The sequence below is a fragment of the Campylobacter majalis genome (assembly GCF_905120465.1).
GTDB classification, from domain to species: domain Bacteria; phylum Campylobacterota; class Campylobacteria; order Campylobacterales; family Campylobacteraceae; genus Campylobacter_A; species Campylobacter_A majalis.
Window position 1 is genome coordinate 96,663 of record NZ_CAJHOF010000005.1, and the last position, 20,274, is coordinate 116,936.

Annotated in this window: 16 protein-coding genes and 1 pseudogene; 12 read left to right on the forward strand and 5 right to left on the reverse strand. The window is 34.2% G+C overall.

Going from position 1 to position 20,274, the window contains the following annotated elements; translation table 11 throughout:
• Positions 1 to 139 precede the first annotated feature (139 nt).
• The 4 genes from LQU93_RS03815 to LQU93_RS03830 are packed head-to-tail and all read right to left on the reverse strand — an operon-like array spanning position 140 to position 1,975.
• The gene (locus LQU93_RS03815; RefSeq protein WP_229932564.1) at positions 140 to 559 is read right to left on the reverse strand and encodes a hypothetical protein; all 420 of its coding nucleotides are present in this window, start codon (positions 557 to 559) and stop codon (positions 140 to 142) included.
• A 3-nt stretch (positions 560 to 562) separates the two neighbouring features.
• Positions 563 to 739 (reverse strand): putative periplasmic lipoprotein, encoded by a 177-nt coding sequence (locus LQU93_RS03820; protein ID WP_229932565.1) that lies wholly within the window; start codon positions 737 to 739, stop codon positions 563 to 565.
• A gap of 2 nt (positions 740 to 741) precedes the next feature.
• Positions 742 to 1,221: a DUF2846 domain-containing protein gene (locus LQU93_RS03825; protein WP_229932566.1), complete on the reverse strand. Its 480-nt coding sequence runs from the start codon at positions 1,219 to 1,221 to the stop codon at positions 742 to 744.
• Between the two features lie 13 nt (positions 1,222 to 1,234).
• Positions 1,235 to 1,975, reverse strand: a complete 741-nt coding sequence (locus LQU93_RS03830; RefSeq protein ID WP_229932567.1) for a hypothetical protein — start codon at positions 1,973 to 1,975, stop codon at positions 1,235 to 1,237.
• 263 nt (positions 1,976 to 2,238) lie between these two features.
• Between LQU93_RS03830 and dba the strand changes: the two genes are divergently transcribed.
• The 7 genes and pseudogenes from dba (at position 2,239) to polA (ending at position 12,392) form a co-directional block, all read left to right on the forward strand.
• Positions 2,239 to 2,406 carry a disulfide bond formation protein Dba gene (dba, locus tag LQU93_RS03835; protein ID WP_229932568.1) on the forward strand — a complete coding sequence of 56 codons (168 nt, stop codon included), beginning with the start codon at positions 2,239 to 2,241 and terminating at the stop codon, positions 2,404 to 2,406.
• A gap of 9 nt (positions 2,407 to 2,415) precedes the next feature.
• Positions 2,416 to 3,930, forward strand: coding sequence for a disulfide bond formation protein DsbI (gene dsbI / locus LQU93_RS03840; RefSeq protein WP_229932569.1), 1,515 nt, complete (start codon positions 2,416 to 2,418; stop codon positions 3,928 to 3,930).
• A 103-nt stretch (positions 3,931 to 4,033) separates the two neighbouring features.
• A complete protein-coding gene (gene uvrA / locus LQU93_RS03845) occupies positions 4,034 to 6,868 on the forward strand; it encodes an excinuclease ABC subunit UvrA (RefSeq protein ID WP_229932570.1) in 2,835 nt (944 codons plus the stop codon).
• Positions 6,865 to 7,488 (forward strand): annotated as a pseudogene (locus tag LQU93_RS03850) (restriction endonuclease). Before uvrA ends, LQU93_RS03850 begins: the two are co-directional and overlap by 4 nt.
• Positions 7,469 to 8,647, forward strand: a complete 1,179-nt coding sequence (locus tag LQU93_RS03855; protein WP_229932571.1) for an Eco57I restriction-modification methylase domain-containing protein — start codon at positions 7,469 to 7,471, stop codon at positions 8,645 to 8,647. The pseudogene LQU93_RS03850 and the gene LQU93_RS03855 overlap by 20 nt, the downstream one beginning before the upstream one ends.
• Positions 8,648 to 8,955: 308 nt before the next feature.
• The gene (locus LQU93_RS03860; protein ID WP_229932572.1) at positions 8,956 to 9,741 is read left to right on the forward strand and encodes an HDOD domain-containing protein; all 786 of its coding nucleotides are present in this window, start codon (positions 8,956 to 8,958) and stop codon (positions 9,739 to 9,741) included.
• 11 nt (positions 9,742 to 9,752) lie between these two features.
• Complete coding sequence (gene polA / locus LQU93_RS03865) at positions 9,753 to 12,392, forward strand: DNA polymerase I (RefSeq protein WP_229932573.1); 2,640 nt, start codon at positions 9,753 to 9,755, stop codon at positions 12,390 to 12,392.
• Positions 12,393 to 13,429: 1,037 nt separating this feature from the next.
• On the opposite strand, the gene bamA is transcribed toward polA, so the two are convergent.
• Positions 13,430 to 15,670, reverse strand: a complete 2,241-nt coding sequence (bamA, locus tag LQU93_RS03870) for an outer membrane protein assembly factor BamA (protein ID WP_229932574.1) — start codon at positions 15,668 to 15,670, stop codon at positions 13,430 to 13,432.
• Between the two features lie 82 nt (positions 15,671 to 15,752).
• On the opposite strand from bamA, the gene LQU93_RS03875 reads away from it, so the two are divergent.
• The 5 genes from LQU93_RS03875 (at position 15,753) to thrB (ending at position 20,269) form a co-directional block, all read left to right on the forward strand.
• Positions 15,753 to 16,583, forward strand: coding sequence for a prephenate dehydrogenase (locus LQU93_RS03875; RefSeq protein ID WP_229932575.1), 831 nt, complete (start codon positions 15,753 to 15,755; stop codon positions 16,581 to 16,583).
• A gap of 84 nt (positions 16,584 to 16,667) precedes the next feature.
• A complete protein-coding gene (pgp6, locus tag LQU93_RS03880) occupies positions 16,668 to 18,038 on the forward strand; it encodes a peptidoglycan metallopeptidase Pgp6 (RefSeq protein WP_229932576.1) in 1,371 nt (456 codons plus the stop codon).
• 10 nt (positions 18,039 to 18,048) lie between these two features.
• Positions 18,049 to 18,933 carry a UDP-3-O-acyl-N-acetylglucosamine deacetylase gene (gene lpxC / locus LQU93_RS03885; RefSeq protein ID WP_229932577.1) on the forward strand — a complete coding sequence of 295 codons (885 nt, stop codon included), beginning with the start codon at positions 18,049 to 18,051 and terminating at the stop codon, positions 18,931 to 18,933.
• 110 nt (positions 18,934 to 19,043) lie between these two features.
• The gene (locus tag LQU93_RS03890) at positions 19,044 to 19,376 is read left to right on the forward strand and encodes a glycoprotease (RefSeq protein WP_229932578.1); all 333 of its coding nucleotides are present in this window, start codon (positions 19,044 to 19,046) and stop codon (positions 19,374 to 19,376) included.
• A gap of 8 nt (positions 19,377 to 19,384) precedes the next feature.
• A complete protein-coding gene (thrB, locus tag LQU93_RS03895; RefSeq protein ID WP_229932579.1) occupies positions 19,385 to 20,269 on the forward strand; it encodes a homoserine kinase in 885 nt (294 codons plus the stop codon).
• Positions 20,270 to 20,274: the final 5 nt, after the last annotated feature.

A 20,274-nucleotide genomic window follows, 5' to 3' on the forward strand; every position in this document is an offset into this window, starting at 1 on the left:
ATTTTGTTTTGTAACGCTACGAGATATTTTTTAGTTTGTTTTAGGTTTAGAGATTGCAAGTTAAAAGTGTAAAATCAGAGTGAAATTTTATATAATAAAGACAACAAGATAAAATTTATTTTGTTGTCTTATTTTTAATTTATCTAAACTCTGCGATAAATCCATTTTGTAAGGTATTATTTGAGATGTGACTTTCAACATACCTAGCGTTTGAACCAAAGGCGATAATGCTTACAAGGTAATCATTTACGCCTATGGTTGTGCCATGCCAGTGTGCACGAGCTAGCACAGCGATTATCCTATCATTTTCATTAAACTCAATAAAGGCATTATCAAGATTGTTTGAATATGGATTGTTTTTCAGCTCCCAAGTTAGTGGCAAATTATGCGTAAGAGCGGCATTTACATTTGCTTTATACATTCTTACGATATGTTTTTGGGTTTTTGCATTTGCGATAAATGCATTTGCTATTGCATCACGTGACGAATCGTATCGTCTTAGATATTCGTTTCTTGCCTCGTTTAATGTGTGTGAAACACTTCCAAATTTACCAGACATATACTATTCAAACACGATACGCTCATCCTCAATCCTGCTTATGTTGCTTAAATTCGCGTCCAATATATGCCTTGTAAGCTCTGGATAGCTTGAGTTTGCTATGCGTTGCTCTGGAGTTATTTGGCTAAAACATCCAGTAAAAACAAGCATTATAATAAAAACTAAAAGAATGTTTTTCATTATTATTCCTTATAAAAACTTTTTACAAGATCGCTTTTTTTGATATCTTTTTGTGCTTTTACTTCATCTTGTGTCACGCTTAATTCACATCCATGACTCCACCAACCGCTTTGTATCTGAACCAAAACATAGTTGTTTTCATTTGCTTTTAAATCAATCTCAACTAGACAGTTTTCTCCAGTTCCTTGCAAGTTAGTTGAGCCCATGATTCCAGTTTGACCTGGTTTTAGCCCTTTTAATAGCACAAATTCACTTCCAGTTAGTGAGCCTATGCGTTTGCCATTGACATCTAAGTCTATTTTTGCATTCGCTCCCCATGAGCTTGGTCGATAAAGGTATAAATTTGCCTTTTGATCTGTTGGCTTAGCAAACTGTTTTGCTATCGCATCATTTTCTTTGCTCTCGTTTGGCATTCCAACAGTTGCACAACCTACAAAAAATATACCAAAAATTGCAACAAATATCGCACTGCAAATTTTCATTTTTTACCTTTTGTTAGAATTTGTACTTTATGCCAAATGTTGCTTTTAATCCATCATTTACATAAAGTTTTGTACCATTGGTAAGCAGTTCGTCGCTAATTTTTGAATAGCCAACTTTTGCACCAACCGCAAAGTTATCCGTAAAATAATAATCCACTCCAACCACTGCTTCTATACCGCTTGGCTTATATTTTAGTCCGTATCCGTATCCGTTACCCCAGTAGCGACTACCATTGCTACCTTTGCTCCAAGTTCCAGAATAAAGCGCACTTTCATAATACACTCCTGCTGTCAGAGTAAGTCCATCTAGTAAAAGTTTGTCTTTTTGATACTCTATACCACCTTTATAATAGTATGAACTAAAGCTTTTAGAAACATCATTTGTGCCAGATATACCATAAATTCTATAAAAACTATAGTGTCTAAATCCTATACCAGCTGGTATAATACGCAATGCACCTAAACTATCAGCTGTATCGCCAAATTGCCAACCAGCCAAAAACTCGATGTCCCAAAATTTCATGCCACTATTATCTTGGCGGTTGAAATTTAAATCAAGCACAAAGCCATTTGCTTGATAAGTTTTATAGCCAAGCTCAAATGTGCCAGCGTTTTTGCTCTCATTTTTGTTTGCTATATTTTTAGTATTTGCGATACCACCAAATAGACTGACTTCACCTTTTAAATCAGCTGCGTTTAGGCTTACGCCAACTAATGCCACTGCGGCAACGATAGAAAATTTCTTTAAAAGCATTAAAGCTCCTTTTTTTAAAATTCCCATTTTTAAAATGGTTGTTTGCATTTTACAAAAAAAAAACGAAACTGAAAGTAAATGAAAAATAGAAAAATTTATAAAATTTCGTGTATTTTTGATGCTATTTGTAAAAATTTGCAATTGAATTTGGTTTTGTATTTTAAAATTTTATTTTGCTTTTAAATCTCATTATCAAAAAAATTTAAGTATTTAAATAATATAATTCTTATGTTTAATAAACATTAAAAAATTTAGGAGGAAAAATGGAGTTTTTACAACTTTTATTGGTTTTAGTCTCGGTTATAATACTAATCGTAAAACCAGAGCGTGAAAAACTTGCTTTTACTTTAGTGGTTGCCTCGTGGCTATTTATGATAGTGATGTATATTGGTGCAAAATCAAGCAATATACTAAGTCATATGAATTTATAGGAGGCTAAAATGAACGAAATAAATAAAGCAAAGCTTTTTTATACGCTTATGTGTTTGGCTGGATTTTTAATCATCTTGCTTCCAGTTGGCATAGCAAATTTCTACTTCGGATATGTGTTAAAAGATAGTCCTTGCACACTTTGTTGGGGACAAAGAGAGGCTATGATATTTATAGGCGTTATGGCTCTTTTTATCGTTAGATACGGACTTAAAGCAAGATATATCGGCACATTGCTTGTAATGACTGCATTTGGATTGTGGCAATCACTAGCACATTTTGGAAATCATGCTGGAAGAGACCTAGATCAAGGATTTGGTCTAGCTGTCTTTGGCATACATACATATTTTTGGGCTGAGATTGTATTTTGGGCGGTTGTGCTACTTTTGGGTGTGATATTTTTCTTTTTGCCAAAATTTTCAAGTTTTGAAGCAGAGATGAATGGGGATAAATTTAGAAAACTTAACACTGGTGCAAAATTTGCCTTTATAGCGGTTGCTTTAATTATAGCTTCAAATGTGTTTCAGGCATTTGTAAGCACTGGCATACCGCCGTATTATGGACAAGGTGATCCTGTTAGATTTACTTTAGACAAAAAATACATCATATGGGATGATAGCGGATACAAAAAACACTTTAAAACAATATCTTTTTTGGGCAAAAGAGATGTTAGAAATCCAGACTATGCCTTTGCACCAGCTAGTGACAAACTAGGCGTAAAATTTGACAATGATAGTAACAATGCACCGCTAAATATCGATAAAACACTTGAAATTTTAAGCACAAAAGAGCTAGGTATCACAAAGCCATTAAATTCGTTAAATTTAATAAATAACGAATACGTTGCAAGTTCAAAATGGGAAGTGTTTTTCATGGATGAAAATTTAAACCAAACTAGCGATTTTGAGATTGATCCATATTTTTCAGCGACAATTGATCCAATAGTTGGCGTTGTGCCGTTTATGAACGATAAATTTATACTAATAGGATCAAACAAGAGCTATTTAAGATTTGGCAAAAATGATAGTGCCGACGAGGCTTTGCAATATGCTGACTTTTTAAGAGGTGCTGATAAATTTGAAGGTCAAGGCAAAGGTCTTGGTCGCGGTAGAGTAGATACAATTAGAGCTAAATTTCATCATATTATGAGTGTAGCCACAGACGAGAAATATCTATATACAGCCACCGTGCCAAACAACAAAGATAAAAAAAGCTTTGTAATATCAAAAATTTCAACAGCAGATAGAGTGCTTTCGGCTGAATTTACTCCAAAAGCCCTGCTTAAAGATAATAGAAATTTAGGTGAGTTATACGTTACGGCAATGAGCGAGAAAGATGGTGTTTTGTATGCTATTAGCAAAAACTACAATGTGATTGTTTTAATAGACATAAAAAATGAAAGCATTATTGAAACTATAAGCTATCCAAGCGAGATAACAAACGCACGTGCCATTATTTTAAAAGATGGTAATTTTCAAATACTATCGTATCAAAATGGTAAAAATATAGTATTTGACTTAAAATAAAAATGGCGGAAAAACTTCCGCCTTTAAATTAATTTATCAAAACGCTGTTAAATTTAAACTAACTTGATATAATCACAGATTTAAAATTTTAATAGGTGAATATATGAATGAGAGCATAAAAATAACAGGTGCAAAAGAACACAATCTAAAAAATATCAACTTACAAATCCCAAAAAATAAGCTTGTAGTCTTTACAGGACTTAGCGGAAGTGGCAAAAGCACGTTAGCATTTGACACGCTTTACGCCGAAGGGCAGAGGCGGTATATGGAGAGCCTTTCTAGCTACGCAAGGCAGTTTTTAGACCGAGTTGGCAAGCCAGATGTCGATAAGATTGAAGGGCTTACTCCAGCCATCGCCATAGATCAAAAAACGACTTCTAAAAACCCACGCTCAACGGTTGGCACGATCACTGAAATTTATGACTATCTAAGGCTTTTATACGCTCGTGTCGGCACCCAGCACTGCCACAAATGCGGTAAGCCTATCTCGAAGATGTCCGCACAAGATATAATAAATGAAATTTCAAAGCTTCCAGATGAGGCAAAGCTCGTGCTTTATGCACCGCTCGTTCGCGAGAAAAAGGGCACTTGGGCGGATCTGATAGAAAATTTGCGCCAAAAAGGCTATGTCAGAGCTCAAATCGATGGCGTGATGGTGCGACTTGATGAGGAGATAGAGCTAGCAAAGACCAAAAAACACACGATAAAAGTAGTCATCGATAGACTTGTCGTAAATGCCGAAAACAAGGCACGCTTAGCCCAAGATGTCGAAAAGGCACTAAAAGAGAGCTACGGCGAGGTGGAGGTTGAAATTTTAAACGCTGATGAGCTTGGAGTGGCGGAGAAATTTATCCATTACAGCGAGCATTTGGCGTGTTTTGACTGTAAAATTTCATTCACGCCGCTTGAGCCGCTTTCATTTAGCTTTAACAGCCCAAAGGGTGCGTGCGAGAGCTGTGATGGGCTTGGAATTCGTTACAGCCTTGATACGAGCAAGGTTATAGACGAGGAAAAAAGCATAGAAAATGGCGCAGTAAAGCTACTTTATGGCTATAATATGAGCTATTATTATAAATTTATCCTTGCGTTTTGTGAGCAAAATGGCATAGATATCAAAAAGCCGTTTTATGAGCTAGATGACGATGAAAGGCGCCTTGTGATGTATGGCAATGTAAAGCCTGTGGCGTTTTTTTGGAAAAGGCACAAGCTTGAGCGTGTCTTTGAGGGAGTGATAAAAATTTCTCACGGACTTTTAAAAGATTATAGGGATTTTGATGAGTATATGACTGAAAAAAAATGCTCAGACTGTGGTGGACACCGCCTAAAACCGCAGTCTTTGGCAGTAAAAGTCGCAGGGCTTGGCATAGGAGAGATTTTAGATATGAGTATCGAAAATGTAACGAAATTTTTTAGTGAGGCTAAAAATTTCGCCTATTTAAGCGAGCAAGATAAGCTCATCGCCTCGCCCATCTTAAAAGAGATAAACGAGCGACTTTTCTTCTTATATGATGTGGGGCTTGGCTATCTTTCGCTGGGTCGTGACGCACACACGATAAGTGGCGGAGAGGCTCAGCGTATCCGTATCGCAAGCCAGATAGGAAGCGGGCTAAGCGGGGTCATGTATGTGCTAGATGAGCCTAGTATCGGACTTCATGAAAGAGATACGCTAAAACTTATAAAAACGCTTAGAAATTTACAGCAAAAAGGCAACTCTGTAATCGTAGTCGAACACGATAAAAAGACGATAGAGCAGGCGGATTTTGTCGTGGATATAGGACCTGGGGCTGGGAAATTTGGCGGAGAAATAGTATTTGCTGGAGGTGTAACAGATCTGCTAAGAAGCAAAACACAGACAGCCGAGTATCTAAACGGCACAAGAACGATAAACTATCAGCAAAATCGCCCACAAGAAAAGTGGCTAGAAATCTCAAATGTAAATATCAATAATATAAAAAATTTAAGCGTGAAATTTCCGCTTAAAAACCTAGTCGGCATCACTGGCGTAAGCGGCTCTGGCAAAAGCTCACTCGTGCTTCAAACGCTACTGCCAGAGGCACAAGAGCAGCTAAATAGAGCCAGAAAGGTCAAAAAAGTAGCAGGGGTGAGACTGGCTGGACTTGAAAACCTTGATAAAGTCATCTATCTTGATCAAAGCCCTATCGGACGCACTCCACGAAGTAACCCAGCCACATATACTGGCGTGATGGATGAGATTAGAAATTTATTTGCCCAGACCAAGGAGGCTAAGCTAAGGGGCTATAAAATAGGGCGTTTTAGCTTTAATGTCAAAGGTGGTCGCTGCGAAAAGTGCCAAGGCGAGGGCGAGATAAAGATCGAGATGCACTTTTTGCCCGATGTAATGGTCATTTGCGACGCGTGTCATGGCACGAGATATAACGAGCAAACGCTTGAAATTTTATACAAGGGCAAAAGTATCGCCGATGTGCTAAATATGAGTATCGATGAGGCGGTGGAGTTTTTTAAAGCTGTGCCAAAGATAAATCAAAAGCTTACAACATTGCAAGATGTGGGGCTTGGTTATGTAACGCTAGGGCAAAATGCCACGACGCTAAGTGGTGGGGAGGCACAGCGCGTGAAGCTTGCTAAGGAGCTTAGCAGGAGTGATACTGGAAATACGCTATATGTGCTTGATGAGCCGACAACTGGACTTCACTTTGCCGATGTCGATAGGCTAACTCGTGTGCTTCATCATTTGGTTGAGCTTGGAAATTCGGTTTTTGTGATCGAGCATAACCTTGATGTGATTAAAAACTGCGACTATATCATCGACATGGGGCCAGAAGGAGGTGCTGGTGGTGGGCTAGTCATCGCACGGGGCTCGGTTAAAGATGTAGCTAAAAATCACAAAAAAACAGGCAGTTATACGGGGAAATTTTTAGCGGAGGAGCTTGATATGATAAAAAAGGATAAAAAATGATACCTGAAAAATTATATAACATCGTTGAATTTTTAAGAAATCAAAGTCTAAATTTATCAGCAAATTCACGTGATGGCAGGATAAATTCAGCATTTAACGAAGATGAAATTTTTAACCTAATCAATGCAAATTTTAGTGTAAATCGCCCAAATATGCGTGATTGGGTTGATTTTAGTTTTGATGATGGTGGCATATTTTACCCTGTAAATATCAAGGTTAGTACCACGCAAACAGCGGATAATTTAAACTGCAAACTAGGCATTTACTACGCTTTAACTGGCGATTTGCCACCATTTGGAAATGAAGTTGTTTGGGAGCGATATTTTAAGGCTTTGAGTGAAAATTTAAAGCAAAACGATGTGGATTATTATTTTTTAATTATAAATAAAAATGAGCCAAGTGATGTTTTTGCAACATCTTTAAAAGCACTTGAAAATCTCGTTCCAAACGGCAACAACTTGCCATTTCAAGCAAAATAGGATACAAACCGCAACCAAGTGGCAAGAAATTTTAACGAAGCAAAAAGCTTTATTTTAGGCACTTTTGCAAAGTCGCTTAGACTTAGGGCTGATGCGTATTTTCATTTTATAAATTATTTTGATGAATACAAAAATGCTTGATGTTAAAAATTTAGGACAGGTTTTTACGCCACAAAATATTGTGGCTGATATGCTAAATTTGGTAAAAAATGATGGTAGATTTTTAGAGCCAAGTGCTGGAAATGGAGCATTTTATGAAAATTTGCCAGAAAATAAAGTTGGTATCGAGCTTGATAAAAATGTGATAAAAAATCCTGAAATTTTAAATATAGATTTTTTTGCATATGATTTAAGTCAAAAATTTGACACAATAATCGGCAATCCACCTTATGTTAGATATCAAGACATTAGCTATGAAACTAAATTTTTGCTCTCGCCATTTATGCAAAATTTTGATGAGCGAAGCAATCTTTATCTTTTTTTTATTTACAAGGCTATTTTGCATCTAAATGATGGTGGAGAGCTAATTTTCATCACTCCAAGAGACTTTTTAAAAAGCACTTCGAGTGTTTGGCTTAACAACTTCATATTTTTGCAAGGCACGATTACTGATTTTATTGATTTGGGTGATAGGAAAATTTTCGAAAACGCCCAGCCAAATTGTGCGATTTGGCGATTTGAAAAAGCAAATTTTAGCCGTCAAACTCGCTGCTATAGAGAATTTAGCTGTGTAAATGGTGTTATATTTTTTAGCAAAAATCACTATAGTGTGCCATTTAATGAGCTGTTTTTTGTTAAGGTTGGAGCTGTAAGTGGGGATGACAAAATTTTCGCAAATGATAAGTTTGGCAATATGGAATTTGTAGGCTCACAAACGGCTAAAACTGGCAAAACAAAGCGTATGATTTATGGCGAATATGGTAAAGAGTGTGCGTATTTGCTAAATTTTAAAGAAAGGTTAATTAGTCGAAAAATACGCAAATTTGACGAGCAAAACTGGTGGCAGTGGGGGAGAGATTATTTTAAAAGTGAGTTGCCGCGCATTTATGTCAATACAAAAACTCGCAATAAACGCCCATTTTTTACGCATTCTTGTACAGCTTACGATGGCTCGGTTTTGGCAATTTTTCCAAAATTTAAGTGTGATTTAAATGAGTTAAAAATGATTTGTGAAATGCTAAATGATATCGACTGGAATGAGCTTGGGTTTGTTTGTGATGGTAGATTTTTGTTTTCTCAAAGAAGCCTAGAAAACGCAATGCTTGATGATAGATTTATGAAATTTTATAAAAAAGACTAAAATGCGTTTATGGATTTTTCATATTTAGATACTATCAAAGTCTGCAATAAAAGCCCATTAAAAAGTCTTGTAGTGGCTAAAAATCATAAAAAAACGGGCAGTTATACAGGAAAATTTTTAGCCCAGGAGATTTTCTAATAAATATGCTGATATAAATTTATGCATTGGGTGGTTAATTTTGATAGTAAGAAATTGACAATAATTTAAATTTATAAAAACTAAAGACATATTATAAATTTAAAATAAATGCAAAAAACATCGCTTAAAGGTTTTTTTGATAAAATATCACAAACCAAGAAGGAGAAAATATGCAAACACAGCTTAAAAATAGCATAAAAACGCTTCCGCCACTGCCTGAAACATATCATAAAATACAACAAGTAAGCGATGATAGCGGACTTGATGAGATAGCAAAAATAATCGAAAACGATCCGCTTATCGCAGTTGATTTTCTTAAGATGGCAAATTCGCCACTTTATGGTTTTAAGCGTCAGATAAAAACTATACTTCAGGCAGTTAGTTTGTTTGGCAAAACTATGAGCAGATCGCTTGTGATAAGCTCAAGTATTAAAAGTGCCTTAAAAATTGACCTTGGACCATATGGGATAAATACTGAAAAGTTTGCTGAAATTTCAAGCTTACAAGCTGCATTCGCAAAAGAGTGGTTTAAGCTAGAAAATCAGAGCAAATCAGATGATTTGTTTATTGTTGCTCTTCTTCAAGATACGGGTAAAATTTTAATTGCAAATGAACTTGTTAAGATAAATAAGGGCGAGATGTTTGAAGCTGATTTGGCTAAGCTTGATATAGATGAAGTGGAGATAAAATATATGGGCATTACAAGTCCGGCGATAAGTGCTGAGATATTTGAGCATTGGGAGTTTGAGCCAAGTATATCGCAAAATATCATGGATTCAACGCTGCAAACACAAAGCAATGAAATAGCAAATGCCCTAAAAGTCATTAGAGAAATTATAAATATAAAAGAGTGCTTTAGCCAAAAAGGCATACAAAATGCACTAAATTTAGCTAAAATTTTTGGTTTTAGCCAGACAAATTTACTTAATACAATTAAAACTATGCAAGAAAGATAAAGGATAGAATTTTGAAAACGCTTACCATAATAGATACATTTGGATTTTTTTTCAGGCTATTTTATGCTATGCCAGGACTTAAAAATTCTCAAGGAAAGCCAAGCGGTATGGTGAGTGGATTTGTAAATTTTATTGCATCTTTGAAAAACGAGTATAAAAGTGACTATATAATCTTTGCACTAGATAGCAAAGGTCCGACATTAAGACATCAAATAGCAACACAATATAAGGCAAATAGAAACGAACCGCCACAAGAATTAAAACAACAACTTCCAATTTGTATAGATATGATTAGCAAAATGGGGCTTTGTGCGATGAGTCGCGATGGATACGAGGCTGATGATATAATCGCAACAGCTGTAAAATGGGCAAAAGAGCGTGATATTTTTGTGCGAGTTGTAACGCATGATAAGGATTTGTATCAGCTTATAGATGATGGTAAAGTAAGTATTTACAGCCCACAAAGCAAAATAGAACACAATAGGGCAAGTTGTGTAGAAAAATATGGTGTTGTACCTGAAAAGATACGCGATTTTTTAGCATTAACGGGAGATAGCTCTGATAATATCCCAGGCGTCAAAGGCATAGGGGCAAAGGGTGCTAAAAAACTGCTTGATGAGTTTGGCGACATAGATGCGATTTACGCAAATTTGGCTTTAATCGCAAATGAACGCACAAAAAATATGCTAATTGATGGTAAAGATAGTGCATTTCTTAGTAAAAAACTTGTAACGCTTTTTGATAACGCATTTGATGAACTTGATTTAAAAAATGCTGAGTTTCCAAGCATTAATCCACTTTTAAATGTTGTTGAAATTTTGCGCGAATACGAACTAAATAGGGCAATTAAAAATTTAGAAAATGAAGGCGATGAGCGTGAGATAAAGCTTGGATTTAACGCTATTTTGCTAAACGATGAGAGCAAAATAGAAGCGATACTATCAAGTATAACGCCAGAAACATTGGTCGCTTTTGACACTGAAACAACAAGCGTTGAAACAAAAGATGCTAAGTTGGTTGGTTTTAGTTTTTGCTTTAATGAAAACGAGGCCTATTATGTGCCTGTTGGGCATAATTATCTTGGTGTTGGCAAACAAATAAGCCTAGAATACGCAAAGTGGGCAGTTGGACAAATTTATAAAGGCACTTTGATAGGGCAAAATTTAAAGTATGATTTTGATGTAGTTCAAAGAAATTTAGGGTTAAATCCGCCAAGCAATTTTAAAGATACGATGATTTTGGCATGGCTAAGCGAACCAGGCTTAAGTGTCGGTATGGATGCTTTGGCAAAAAGATTATATGAGTATGAGACTATAAAATTTGAAAACATTGTAAAAAAGGGTGAAACATTTGCTAGTGTGGATATTGCAAGTGCGACAAAATACGCTAGTGAAGACGCATGGATAACTTTGAAATTTTACAAAACTTTTTTAAACACACTTGAACCCGAATTGCTCAAACTAGCCGACACGCTTGAGTTTAATTTTATTTTAAGTTTGCTAAAAATGCAAAATGAAGGCATTATGCTTGATGTAGATAAAATGCGTGAATTAATCGCTCAAAATGACACTAAATTAAAAGTATTAACAAGTGAAATTTATGCTCTTTGCGGAGAAAATTTTAATATTAACTCAGTTAAGCAACTAGGTGAAGTTTTGTTTGAAAAGTTGGCATTACCTGCAAAAAAGAAAACCAAAACAGGCTATAGCACTGACGAAGCGGTTTTAAATGAGCTAATACATACGCATCCTGTAATAGAGAAATTGCTAAGCTATAGAGAGCTTTACAAGCTTCAAAGCACCTATTGTGAGCCACTTTTGGCACTTGCATTAAAAGATAAAAATCATAGAATTTACACGAGTTTTTTACAAACTGGCACGAGCACTGGTAGATTATCATCTAAAAATCCAAATTTACAAAATATCCCAGCACGTGGCACGATGGCTAAGGATGTGCGTTCTTGTTTTATTGCTAAAGATGGTTTTAGTCTAGTTGGGCTTGATTATAGTCAAATTGAGCTTAGGTTGCTTGCTCATTTTAGCTGTGACAAGGCTTTGTTAGAAGCGTTTAAAAATGATGAAGATATTCATGCAAGAACGGCTATTTCTATATTTGGAGATTGCGATGATAAAAAAAGAAATATAGCTAAGAGTATAAATTTTGGTTTGATTTACGGCATGGGTGCGAATAAATTAAGTGAGCAACTAGGTATCAGTAAAACACAAGCCAAAGAGTATATACAAAGATATTTTCAAGCATTTGAAAGCATTAAAGATTTTCTAACAAATATAAAAAATGAAGCTAAAAATGATGGATTTGTCACAACGTTGCTCGGTAGAAAGCGATTTTTTGATTTTGCAAATGCAACGCCTATGCAATTAGCCATGTATGAACGCGAAGCTGTAAATACGCGTTTTCAAGGCTCAGCTGCAGACATTATTAAGTTAGCCATGGTTGAAATTTCAAAGATAACTAATGAAAATGCAAAAATGCTACTTCAGATACATGACGAACTTATTTTTGAGGTTAAGGATGAATATGTTGATGAGTTTAGTCATAAGGCGCAAGATATAATGCAGACAATTTATAAACTAAATGTGCCATTAAAAACATCTTTAAATAGTGCAAAAAACTGGGGTGATTTAAAGTAATAGTGCATTTTGCGTATGTTTATTTTGTGGTAAATTGTGCTTTAAACACCTATTTTATTGATAATTTCATAAAATTATAGCAAAGTGTAGCTAAGAGGTCTTTTTGATAATCATAACAATGTTGCATAAAATGCATTAATCAAATTAAACATAGCCTAATTTAACCCAAATAAAATTTATAAAGAATTAAACTAAACTCTATCTTGCTTCATTTGCAAGCAAAACACACTCTTTTAAGCTATTTTTTATCTCTTTCTTAAAGAGTGTAAGCACAAGAAATTTATTTATCAATATGATTTTTATCTAGCTATAGTATATACACAGATTTACTTTAAAATTTTGCATAAACTAAATTCTAAAATTTCACTGATTTTATTAGCTTTTTAAATTTTAAAAAGTATAAATATACTTGTTTTAAATTTACTTTGTTTGTTTCTAAAATAGCATCAATAAATTCATAGTCTCTTGTGCGTTAGCAACTATTAAAAATTTATCATTTAATTTTATCTATGGTTTTATAGCAAACTTAATACTTGCTAAAAGATGATGTTTGTTTAACAAATAAACGCAAAATTATTGATGGATTTTATCAAAAACTTTGATTTTAAATTTATTAATAACGCTATAAGTGCAAAGTTAGATATTATAGATTAGTAGATGCTTGGCATTAGGATAATAAATTACGTTAGACAAATATAAATATTCACCCTGCTTTATTTAGCTTACAAAAAACCCATCTTATTTTACTAGTCATTGCTTTTATCGCTACTATCGCTCTTTGGGTTTTGGATGTTTTAAAGTTTTATAAATTTTAGCATAGCAAAGGCAAATTTCTTATTTCATTTAAAAGAGCGTGAGTTTAAATGGCAAAAGTGCTACAAAATAGCTTTTAAAACTTAGAGTTTAGTTATGTTTGTAGCTTTAATTAAAGTGTCTATGGTAAAAGTGAAATTTTAAAAACCACTAATGCTGTAAAGCTCTTTGTTATCTCTAGTGGAAGTTGTTTTATAAATTGGGGAAGTTGCTATCCCCAAAAATTAAAAACGTCTGCCTATATTAAACTCAAATGTGCTTGTTTCGTCATTGCTAGCAGGATTTAAAGCTTTAGCAAATATTAGTTGAAGCGGTCCAATAGGAGTTATCCACTCTATTCCTACACCAGTTGATTGTCGCTTTATTTCATTTAGTTTGCTATCACCTATCATTCCATAATCATAAAAAAGCACTCCACGCATTTTTACACGTTCAATAATTGGAAAACTAAGCTCTACTGAGTTGTTAAACGAAATCTCACCGCCAGTTTCATACCATTGCTTGTTGCTAGCTTGAATCTTTGGCGAAACTGTCCTGCTGTCATATCCCCTCAGACTTCTTATGCCTCCAAGATATAATTTTTCATTTATAGGAACATAGCCGTTATCCCAAATTTTGCCAAAATCAGCTTTGTATCTAAAAATTAAATCATAGTTAATGTAGTCTTTTAGCCCCTGATAATAGTTAAAGTATGATCTTAATTTTATAAATTTTTCATCTCCGCCAAGTCCAGCAAACTCAGTAGATAGACCAGATAATATGCCACGTCTAGGCAAATAATAATCATCTGTGCTGTTGTAATTAATGGCTGGTATTAACGAGCTTTTTAAATTTCTGCCCTCTTTATAGCCCACCTCGTCAATTAAAATTCTATTCATTCCTGAAATTTTACTTTGCTCTATGACGTAACTTAGCGATGCACTTAAATTTCTAGTTAGTTTTCTACCTAATGTTAAGTTAAAACCATATGATTTTTCTTTGTAGTTATTCCAGTCTCTATCGTTTGCATATAATGTTCCGCCAAGACTATATTCTGAATCGAAAATTCTTGGGTTTGTTAATCCTATTTGACCAGATAATTCATCTTTGCTTCTATCTACGCTAACAACACCTTTCATGCCAGAACCAAATATGTTTGTATCACTTAAACTAGCACTTAATAGTAGTCCGTCTGAGCTTCCATATCCTATGCCGCCACTAATTGAGCCAGTAGAAGCCTCTTTAACATCAACTAGCAAATCAACTGTATTTGCATCAACCATCTCTTCTTTTATTTCTACATCATCAAAGTAACTGGTTCTTTTTAGTGCATCAATTGAATCTTGCAAGTCCGTCCTATTGTATAAATTTCCCTCGGTTAAATAAAGCTCTCGTCTTACTACTCTATCTACCGTTCGTTCATTACCAGATACTTGCACGTTTCTTATATATACTTGTTCGCCCGGCTCGACTTCATACTCAATTTCGACTGTATTATTTTCTTCATGTTTGATTGTGTTTGGATAGACTTTGACAAATGCATATCCTTTATCGGCAACCAAATCATCTAAAATTTTCATATCGCGTCTGATTCGTTCAGAATTTACCCTATCTCCGGCTGAGAGCTTAAAGCTTTTAATAATCTTGTTATTATCAAGCTCTAAATACTCAGGTGCTTTTATACTTACGCTTGATACATCGTATGGTTTTCCTTCTGTGACATAATATGTCAAATCGGCCTTATAATTGTCAAAATATGCATTTAGATATGGCGATGAAACAGTTGCGTCTAAATAGCCTTTTTGAAAATATTTATCTTGAATTCTAAGCGGATCTGTTGGAAGCTCAAAAAGCTTAACTTTCCCATCATTTCTACCCCATAACCATCCCATAAACTCACGACTTTTATTTGCTACAACAGGTTCTATGTCAGAGTAATCAAAAATTTTAGCACCCACTAAATTTACTTTTTGAATTATCATATTTTCACCACGATTGACATTAAGAGTTAAAAATAGTGAGCTATCACTGTTTGCAACGGCTTGTTTTTCTACATCTATAACCGTGTCAAAATAGCCTTTTGATTCGTAATATTGTCTAATTTTCTCTTTTGTGCGTTCTATTGCCAACTCGTCATACATATTGCCAGGCTTTATTGAGATTAAGCTTTGGATTGCTGTTTTGTCGTTTGTTACAACGCCCTTTAAATCAACTCTTGCAATACTTGGTTTTTCTTTTACATTGATGCTTACATTGCCAGAGCCATCACTAGTAATGTAAATGTCATCAAAATAGTTTTGTTTAAAAAGATTAATGATTGCCTTATCAGTATTTTCTCCACTTAGAGTGTCGCCGATTTTTAATCCGCTTATCTCTTTTGCAACCTCATTTGAAAGGTGCAACAAGCCATTAAAATTTATTGAGCGAATTTGTTCAGCACTTAGCCCTGAAAGTCCAAGCAATAGTAAAAATAAACTTTTTTTCATGTTGTTTAACCTAAAATTTTAGTATAAAGTTCGCTATAATATCATATTTTTTTTTAAAATTAACAAAAATTAAAGGAGATAAATGAAAGTCGGTATCATCGGACTTGGGCTTATAGGTGGCTCACTAGGACTTGCATTAAAAGAAGAAAAACTTATATCATTAGTGTCTGGATGTGACTTAAATCCCATGCATGAAACTAAAGCATTAGAGCTTGGTTTAGTGCATGAAATTTTAAGTATCGAAGAGATGAAAAAGCAATGCGATATTATATTTTTGTGTATTCCGGTTGAGGCAATTTTAAAAGTTGTAAATAATTTAACGGATATAAAAGAAAATACAACGATTATTGATTTTGGTTCAACAAAGCAAAAAATTATTGAAAATGTGCCGATTAATATACGTAAAAATTTTATCCCAGCACACCCAATGGCAGGAACTGAATACTCTGGCCCAGAAGCTGCATTTAAAAGCCTGTATAAAGATGCTGTTGTTGTAGTTTGTGATTTTGAAGAGAGTAGCGAGATGCATGTAAAACGTTCAGTTGAATTGTTTTCGCATCTTGGAATGAAGATAGTATTTATGAGTGCTGCTGAGCATGATCATCATGTTGGAATCATATCTCATTTGCCACATGCCATATCATTTTCGTTAGCTAGTGGGGTGTTAAAACAACAAGATAAACGCCATATAATAGCACTTGGAGGCCCTACGTTTAGAGGTATGATACGTGTTGCTAAAAGCTCTCCGGTAATGTGGAGTGATATTTTTAAGCAAAACAAAGACAATATGATACAAGCAATACAAATGTTTAAGTCAGAATTAACAAGATGTGAAAATATAATTAAAAATGAAAATTGGGATGAGCTGCAAGAGTGGATGAAAGATGCACGAAAAATTAGGGAAATTTTATAAAATATTTAGCATTGATTTATTTTTTTATTGTAAATTTACCTGAGATTTTGTAAAATCCGTGTCATTTTTAGATTAGGAAGAATTTTGAAAAAACGTGGAATAAGACCTGGATATTTTATAATTTTAATACTACTTGGAGCAGTTTTGTATGGTGTTTTTGCTATTTTGAACTCAAAAATGCTTGAAAGAAATGCACCAGAAATTTTGATACAAGACAAAATTTATTGGAATTTGCGTACTCCATTAAATATAAAATTTAAAGATGATAGTGGTATAAAATTTATAAGAATTTCAATGAATGATGGCACAAATACATCAAATTTACTAAATCAAGTGATGCAAGAGCCTATAACTGAGCTTGACGTTAATCTTACAATTCCAAAGACAAGCTTTTTTAACCAAAAAGATAGCTATGAGATGCAAATTGAAGCAGTTGATTTTAGCAAGTGGGGCTTTTTTACTGGCAATAAAACACAAAAAAACATCCAAGTTATTTTAGACACAACAAGACCAGATGTAAATGTATTGTCACACTCTTATTCTATATCAAAAGGCGGCTCGGCAATAGTTGTGTTTAAGGCAACGGATAATGATTTAAAAGAAGTTTATGTCAAAACAAACTATGGTAAAAAATTCAAAGCAACTCCTTTTTATAAAGATGGCTATTATGCAAGTTTGGTTGTGTGGCCAGTTGATGTTGAAAATTTTAGTGCAGACGTGATTGCAACCGATAAGGCAGGCAATGAGGGTAGGTCTCATATTAGGTATTTTTTACAAAATGTAAAATATAAAACATCAACTATACCTTTAAAAGATAGTTTTTTAGATGGCAAAATTTCAGAGCTAACTGATCAGTATGCAAAAGATCCGAGTTTGCTATCAAGACTTGACAAGATGAAATTTATTAATGAAACATTAAGAGCAGAGAATGAGGTTTTAATTAAAAATGTTACATCAGGCGTAGATGAAACGAGTATTGAAAATTTTAAAATTTTACCTTTTTATCCTCTTAAAAATGGTAAAAAAGTAGCTGATTTTGCCGATCATAGATACTTCTCATATAATGGCGAGATAGTTAGTGAAAGTTGGCATATGGGAATAGATTTTGCTTCAGTTGCACAAGCTAGTATCGTATCAAGCAATGATGGAGTAGTTGCATATGTCGGCGAAAATGGAATATATGGCTTAAATATAATTATAGATCATGGTTTTGGGTTATATTCATTATACGCTCATTGTTCTAGTGTAAATGTAAATCAGGGTGATATAGTAAAAGCTGGTCAAGTTATTGCAAACACTGGCGTGAGTGGTTTGGCACTTGGCGATCATTTGCATTTTGGCATACTTGTACAATCGCTTGAAGTAAGACCACAGCAGTGGCTAGATAAAAAATGGATAGCCGATAATATAACTAGCGTGTTAGATGCGGCAAAAAAGATAATAGACAAAAAATAGGAAAATAATAATGAAACAGACAACTATAGCAAAGAGAGTAGAGACTGTTGGTATTGGATTGCATAAAGGTGAGCCTATAAAGTTAGTTCTAGAGCCACTTGATGCAGATATGGGGATAGTCTTTTGCAGAAGTGATCTTGGTATTAGTTTTAAAGCTGAGCCAAAAAATGTCATAAACACACAAATGGCAACTGTTATAGGAAATCAAAATGGTTTTGTAAGCACTATAGAGCATTTGCTTGGTGCGATAAATGGTTATGGTATAGATAATATTCGCATAACTTTAGACGCAAACGAAGTGCCTGTAATGGATGGTAGTGCGATTAGTTTTTGCATGTTGCTTGACGAAGCTGGTGTTAGGCACTTAGATAAGCCCAAAAAAGTTATTTTAATCAGAAAAGAAGTGCAAGTAAATATGGGTGAGAAATTTGTTCGCATAAGCCCATCTACTACACCAAAATTTGACTATACCATAAAATTTGCACATCCGGTAATTGGCGAACAAAGATATGTTTTTGAATATACAAAATCAAGCTTCATTAAGGAAATAGCACGTGCTAGAACATTTGGGTTTTTAAAAGATTTACAAAAGCTTCAAGCTCAAAATTTAGCACTTGGGGCTTCGCTTGATAATGCTGTAGCTATAGATGATACTCGTATATTAAATCCAGAAGGATTGAGATTTGAAAATGAGTTTGTAAGGCATAAAATTTTAGATGCAGTTGGTGATTTGAGCCTTATGGGTGCTTCACTTTTGGGCGATTATACGGCATTTGCAGGAAGTCATGAATTAAATCATAAACTAACTCTAGCTATACTAAGTGATGCAAAAAATTATGAAGTAGCGACGATGAATGCAGATCTTGTGCGTGAATTTGGAAAGGTTTTTGCATAAAAAATATCGAAATTCTAGTCATATCTCTTACATCTCCACTTATTGTTGGCGTATATGAAAATGGTGTTTTAATAGATAAAATTTCAAGTCAAGAGCATACAAGCGAGGCATTGATAAATATACTGGATGAAATTTCGTCTAAATACAATATCGCAAAAATAATATACGCTAATACTCCTGGAAGTTTTATGGGGCTAAAGGTAGCATATGTTATACTTAAAACATTTAGTGTAGTTAATGGGTGTGAATTTTATGCCGTTAGTGGGTTTGAACTAAATCAAAATCAACCAATACGGGCAAATAAAACTCTATCTTTTGTAAAACATAATGATGAAATTTTGCTTAAAAAAACAGAACCAAAAGATTTTAGTTTGCCTTTAAATTTAGATAAATTAAATTTAAACTTAGATACACTTCCAAATTACATTGTGGATGCCGTTTAGGAGAAATATTGAAAATTTTAGTACCTGCAACAAGTGCAAATCTTGGTCCTGGCTTTGATGCTTTAGGGCTTGCCGTTAAGCTTTATAATGTCGTTAATATACAAGAGGCAAAATTTAGCTCTGTGTCAATAAGCGGTGAAGGAAGCGACAATATAAGCTTAAAAAGAAATAATTTATTCATAAGCGTCTTTAATGAAATTTTCAAAGAATTAGTGTCAAGTAGTGCAAATTTTAGAATGGTTTTTGAGAATAATATTCCATTTTCGCGTGGTCTTGGTAGCTCATCAGCAGTTATTATCTCTGCTATTGCATCGGCATATGCCATGGCTGGATTTAAAGTAGATAAGCACACTATATTAAATAAAGCTTTAATCTATGAAAATCATCCTGACAATATAACACCAGCTGTTTTTGGTGGCTTTATATCAGCGATTGTGTCAAATAACGTAGTGCATTTTAGTAAATCAGAAATTTCAGATGACATAAGGGCTGTAGTTGTTATACCAGATAAGCCAATGAATACAAACCAATCAAGAGAAATTTTGCCAAAATCATATACACTAAAAGAGTGTGTAAATAATATATCTCATGCCGCATTTTTAGCAACTTGTTTTTTGCAAAAAAAATATGATATGTTAAGACTTGCATCTTTTGATATGTTGCATGAAGATAGGCGTATGGTAGCACTTCCGGAGCTTTTTGATGTAAGAAAAATAGCATATGAAAACGCAGCTTTAATGAGTTGTTTGTCTGGTTCTGGTTCGACATTTTTAAATATTGTCTATAAAAACGATGCGATAAATTTAAAAACTAAATTAAGCAATAAATTTCAAAATTTTAAAGTTGAAATTTTTGACTTTGATAACGATGGTTTTAAACTGTTACAAAGCTAAAAAAA

What these genes read in the sequence shown, in the direction of transcription:
- LQU93_RS03860 (WP_229932572.1), top strand. Translation starts at nt 8,956, where the DNA reads ATGCAAACACAGCTTAAAAATAGCATAAAAACGCTTCCGCCACTGCCT.
- LQU93_RS03875 (WP_229932575.1), top strand. Translation starts at nt 15,753, where the DNA reads ATGAAAGTCGGTATCATCGGACTTGGGCTTATAGGTGGCTCACTAGGA.
- bamA (WP_229932574.1), bottom strand. Translation starts at nt 15,670, where the DNA reads ATGAAAAAAAGTTTATTTTTACTATTGCTTGGACTTTCAGGGCTAAGT.
- LQU93_RS03825 (WP_229932566.1), bottom strand. Translation starts at nt 1,221, where the DNA reads ATGAAAATTTGCAGTGCGATATTTGTTGCAATTTTTGGTATATTTTTT.
- LQU93_RS03815 (WP_229932564.1), bottom strand. Translation starts at nt 559, where the DNA reads ATGTCTGGTAAATTTGGAAGTGTTTCACACACATTAAACGAGGCAAGA.
- dsbI (WP_229932569.1), top strand. Translation starts at nt 2,416, where the DNA reads ATGAACGAAATAAATAAAGCAAAGCTTTTTTATACGCTTATGTGTTTG.
- LQU93_RS03820 (WP_229932565.1), bottom strand. Translation starts at nt 739, where the DNA reads ATGAAAAACATTCTTTTAGTTTTTATTATAATGCTTGTTTTTACTGGA.
- dba (WP_229932568.1), top strand. Translation starts at nt 2,239, where the DNA reads ATGGAGTTTTTACAACTTTTATTGGTTTTAGTCTCGGTTATAATACTA.
- LQU93_RS03830 (WP_229932567.1), bottom strand. Translation starts at nt 1,975, where the DNA reads ATGCTTTTAAAGAAATTTTCTATCGTTGCCGCAGTGGCATTAGTTGGC.
- LQU93_RS03855 (WP_229932571.1), top strand. Translation starts at nt 7,469, where the DNA reads ATGAATACAAAAATGCTTGATGTTAAAAATTTAGGACAGGTTTTTACG.
- uvrA (WP_229932570.1), top strand. Translation starts at nt 4,034, where the DNA reads ATGAATGAGAGCATAAAAATAACAGGTGCAAAAGAACACAATCTAAAA.
- lpxC (WP_229932577.1), top strand. Translation starts at nt 18,049, where the DNA reads ATGAAACAGACAACTATAGCAAAGAGAGTAGAGACTGTTGGTATTGGA.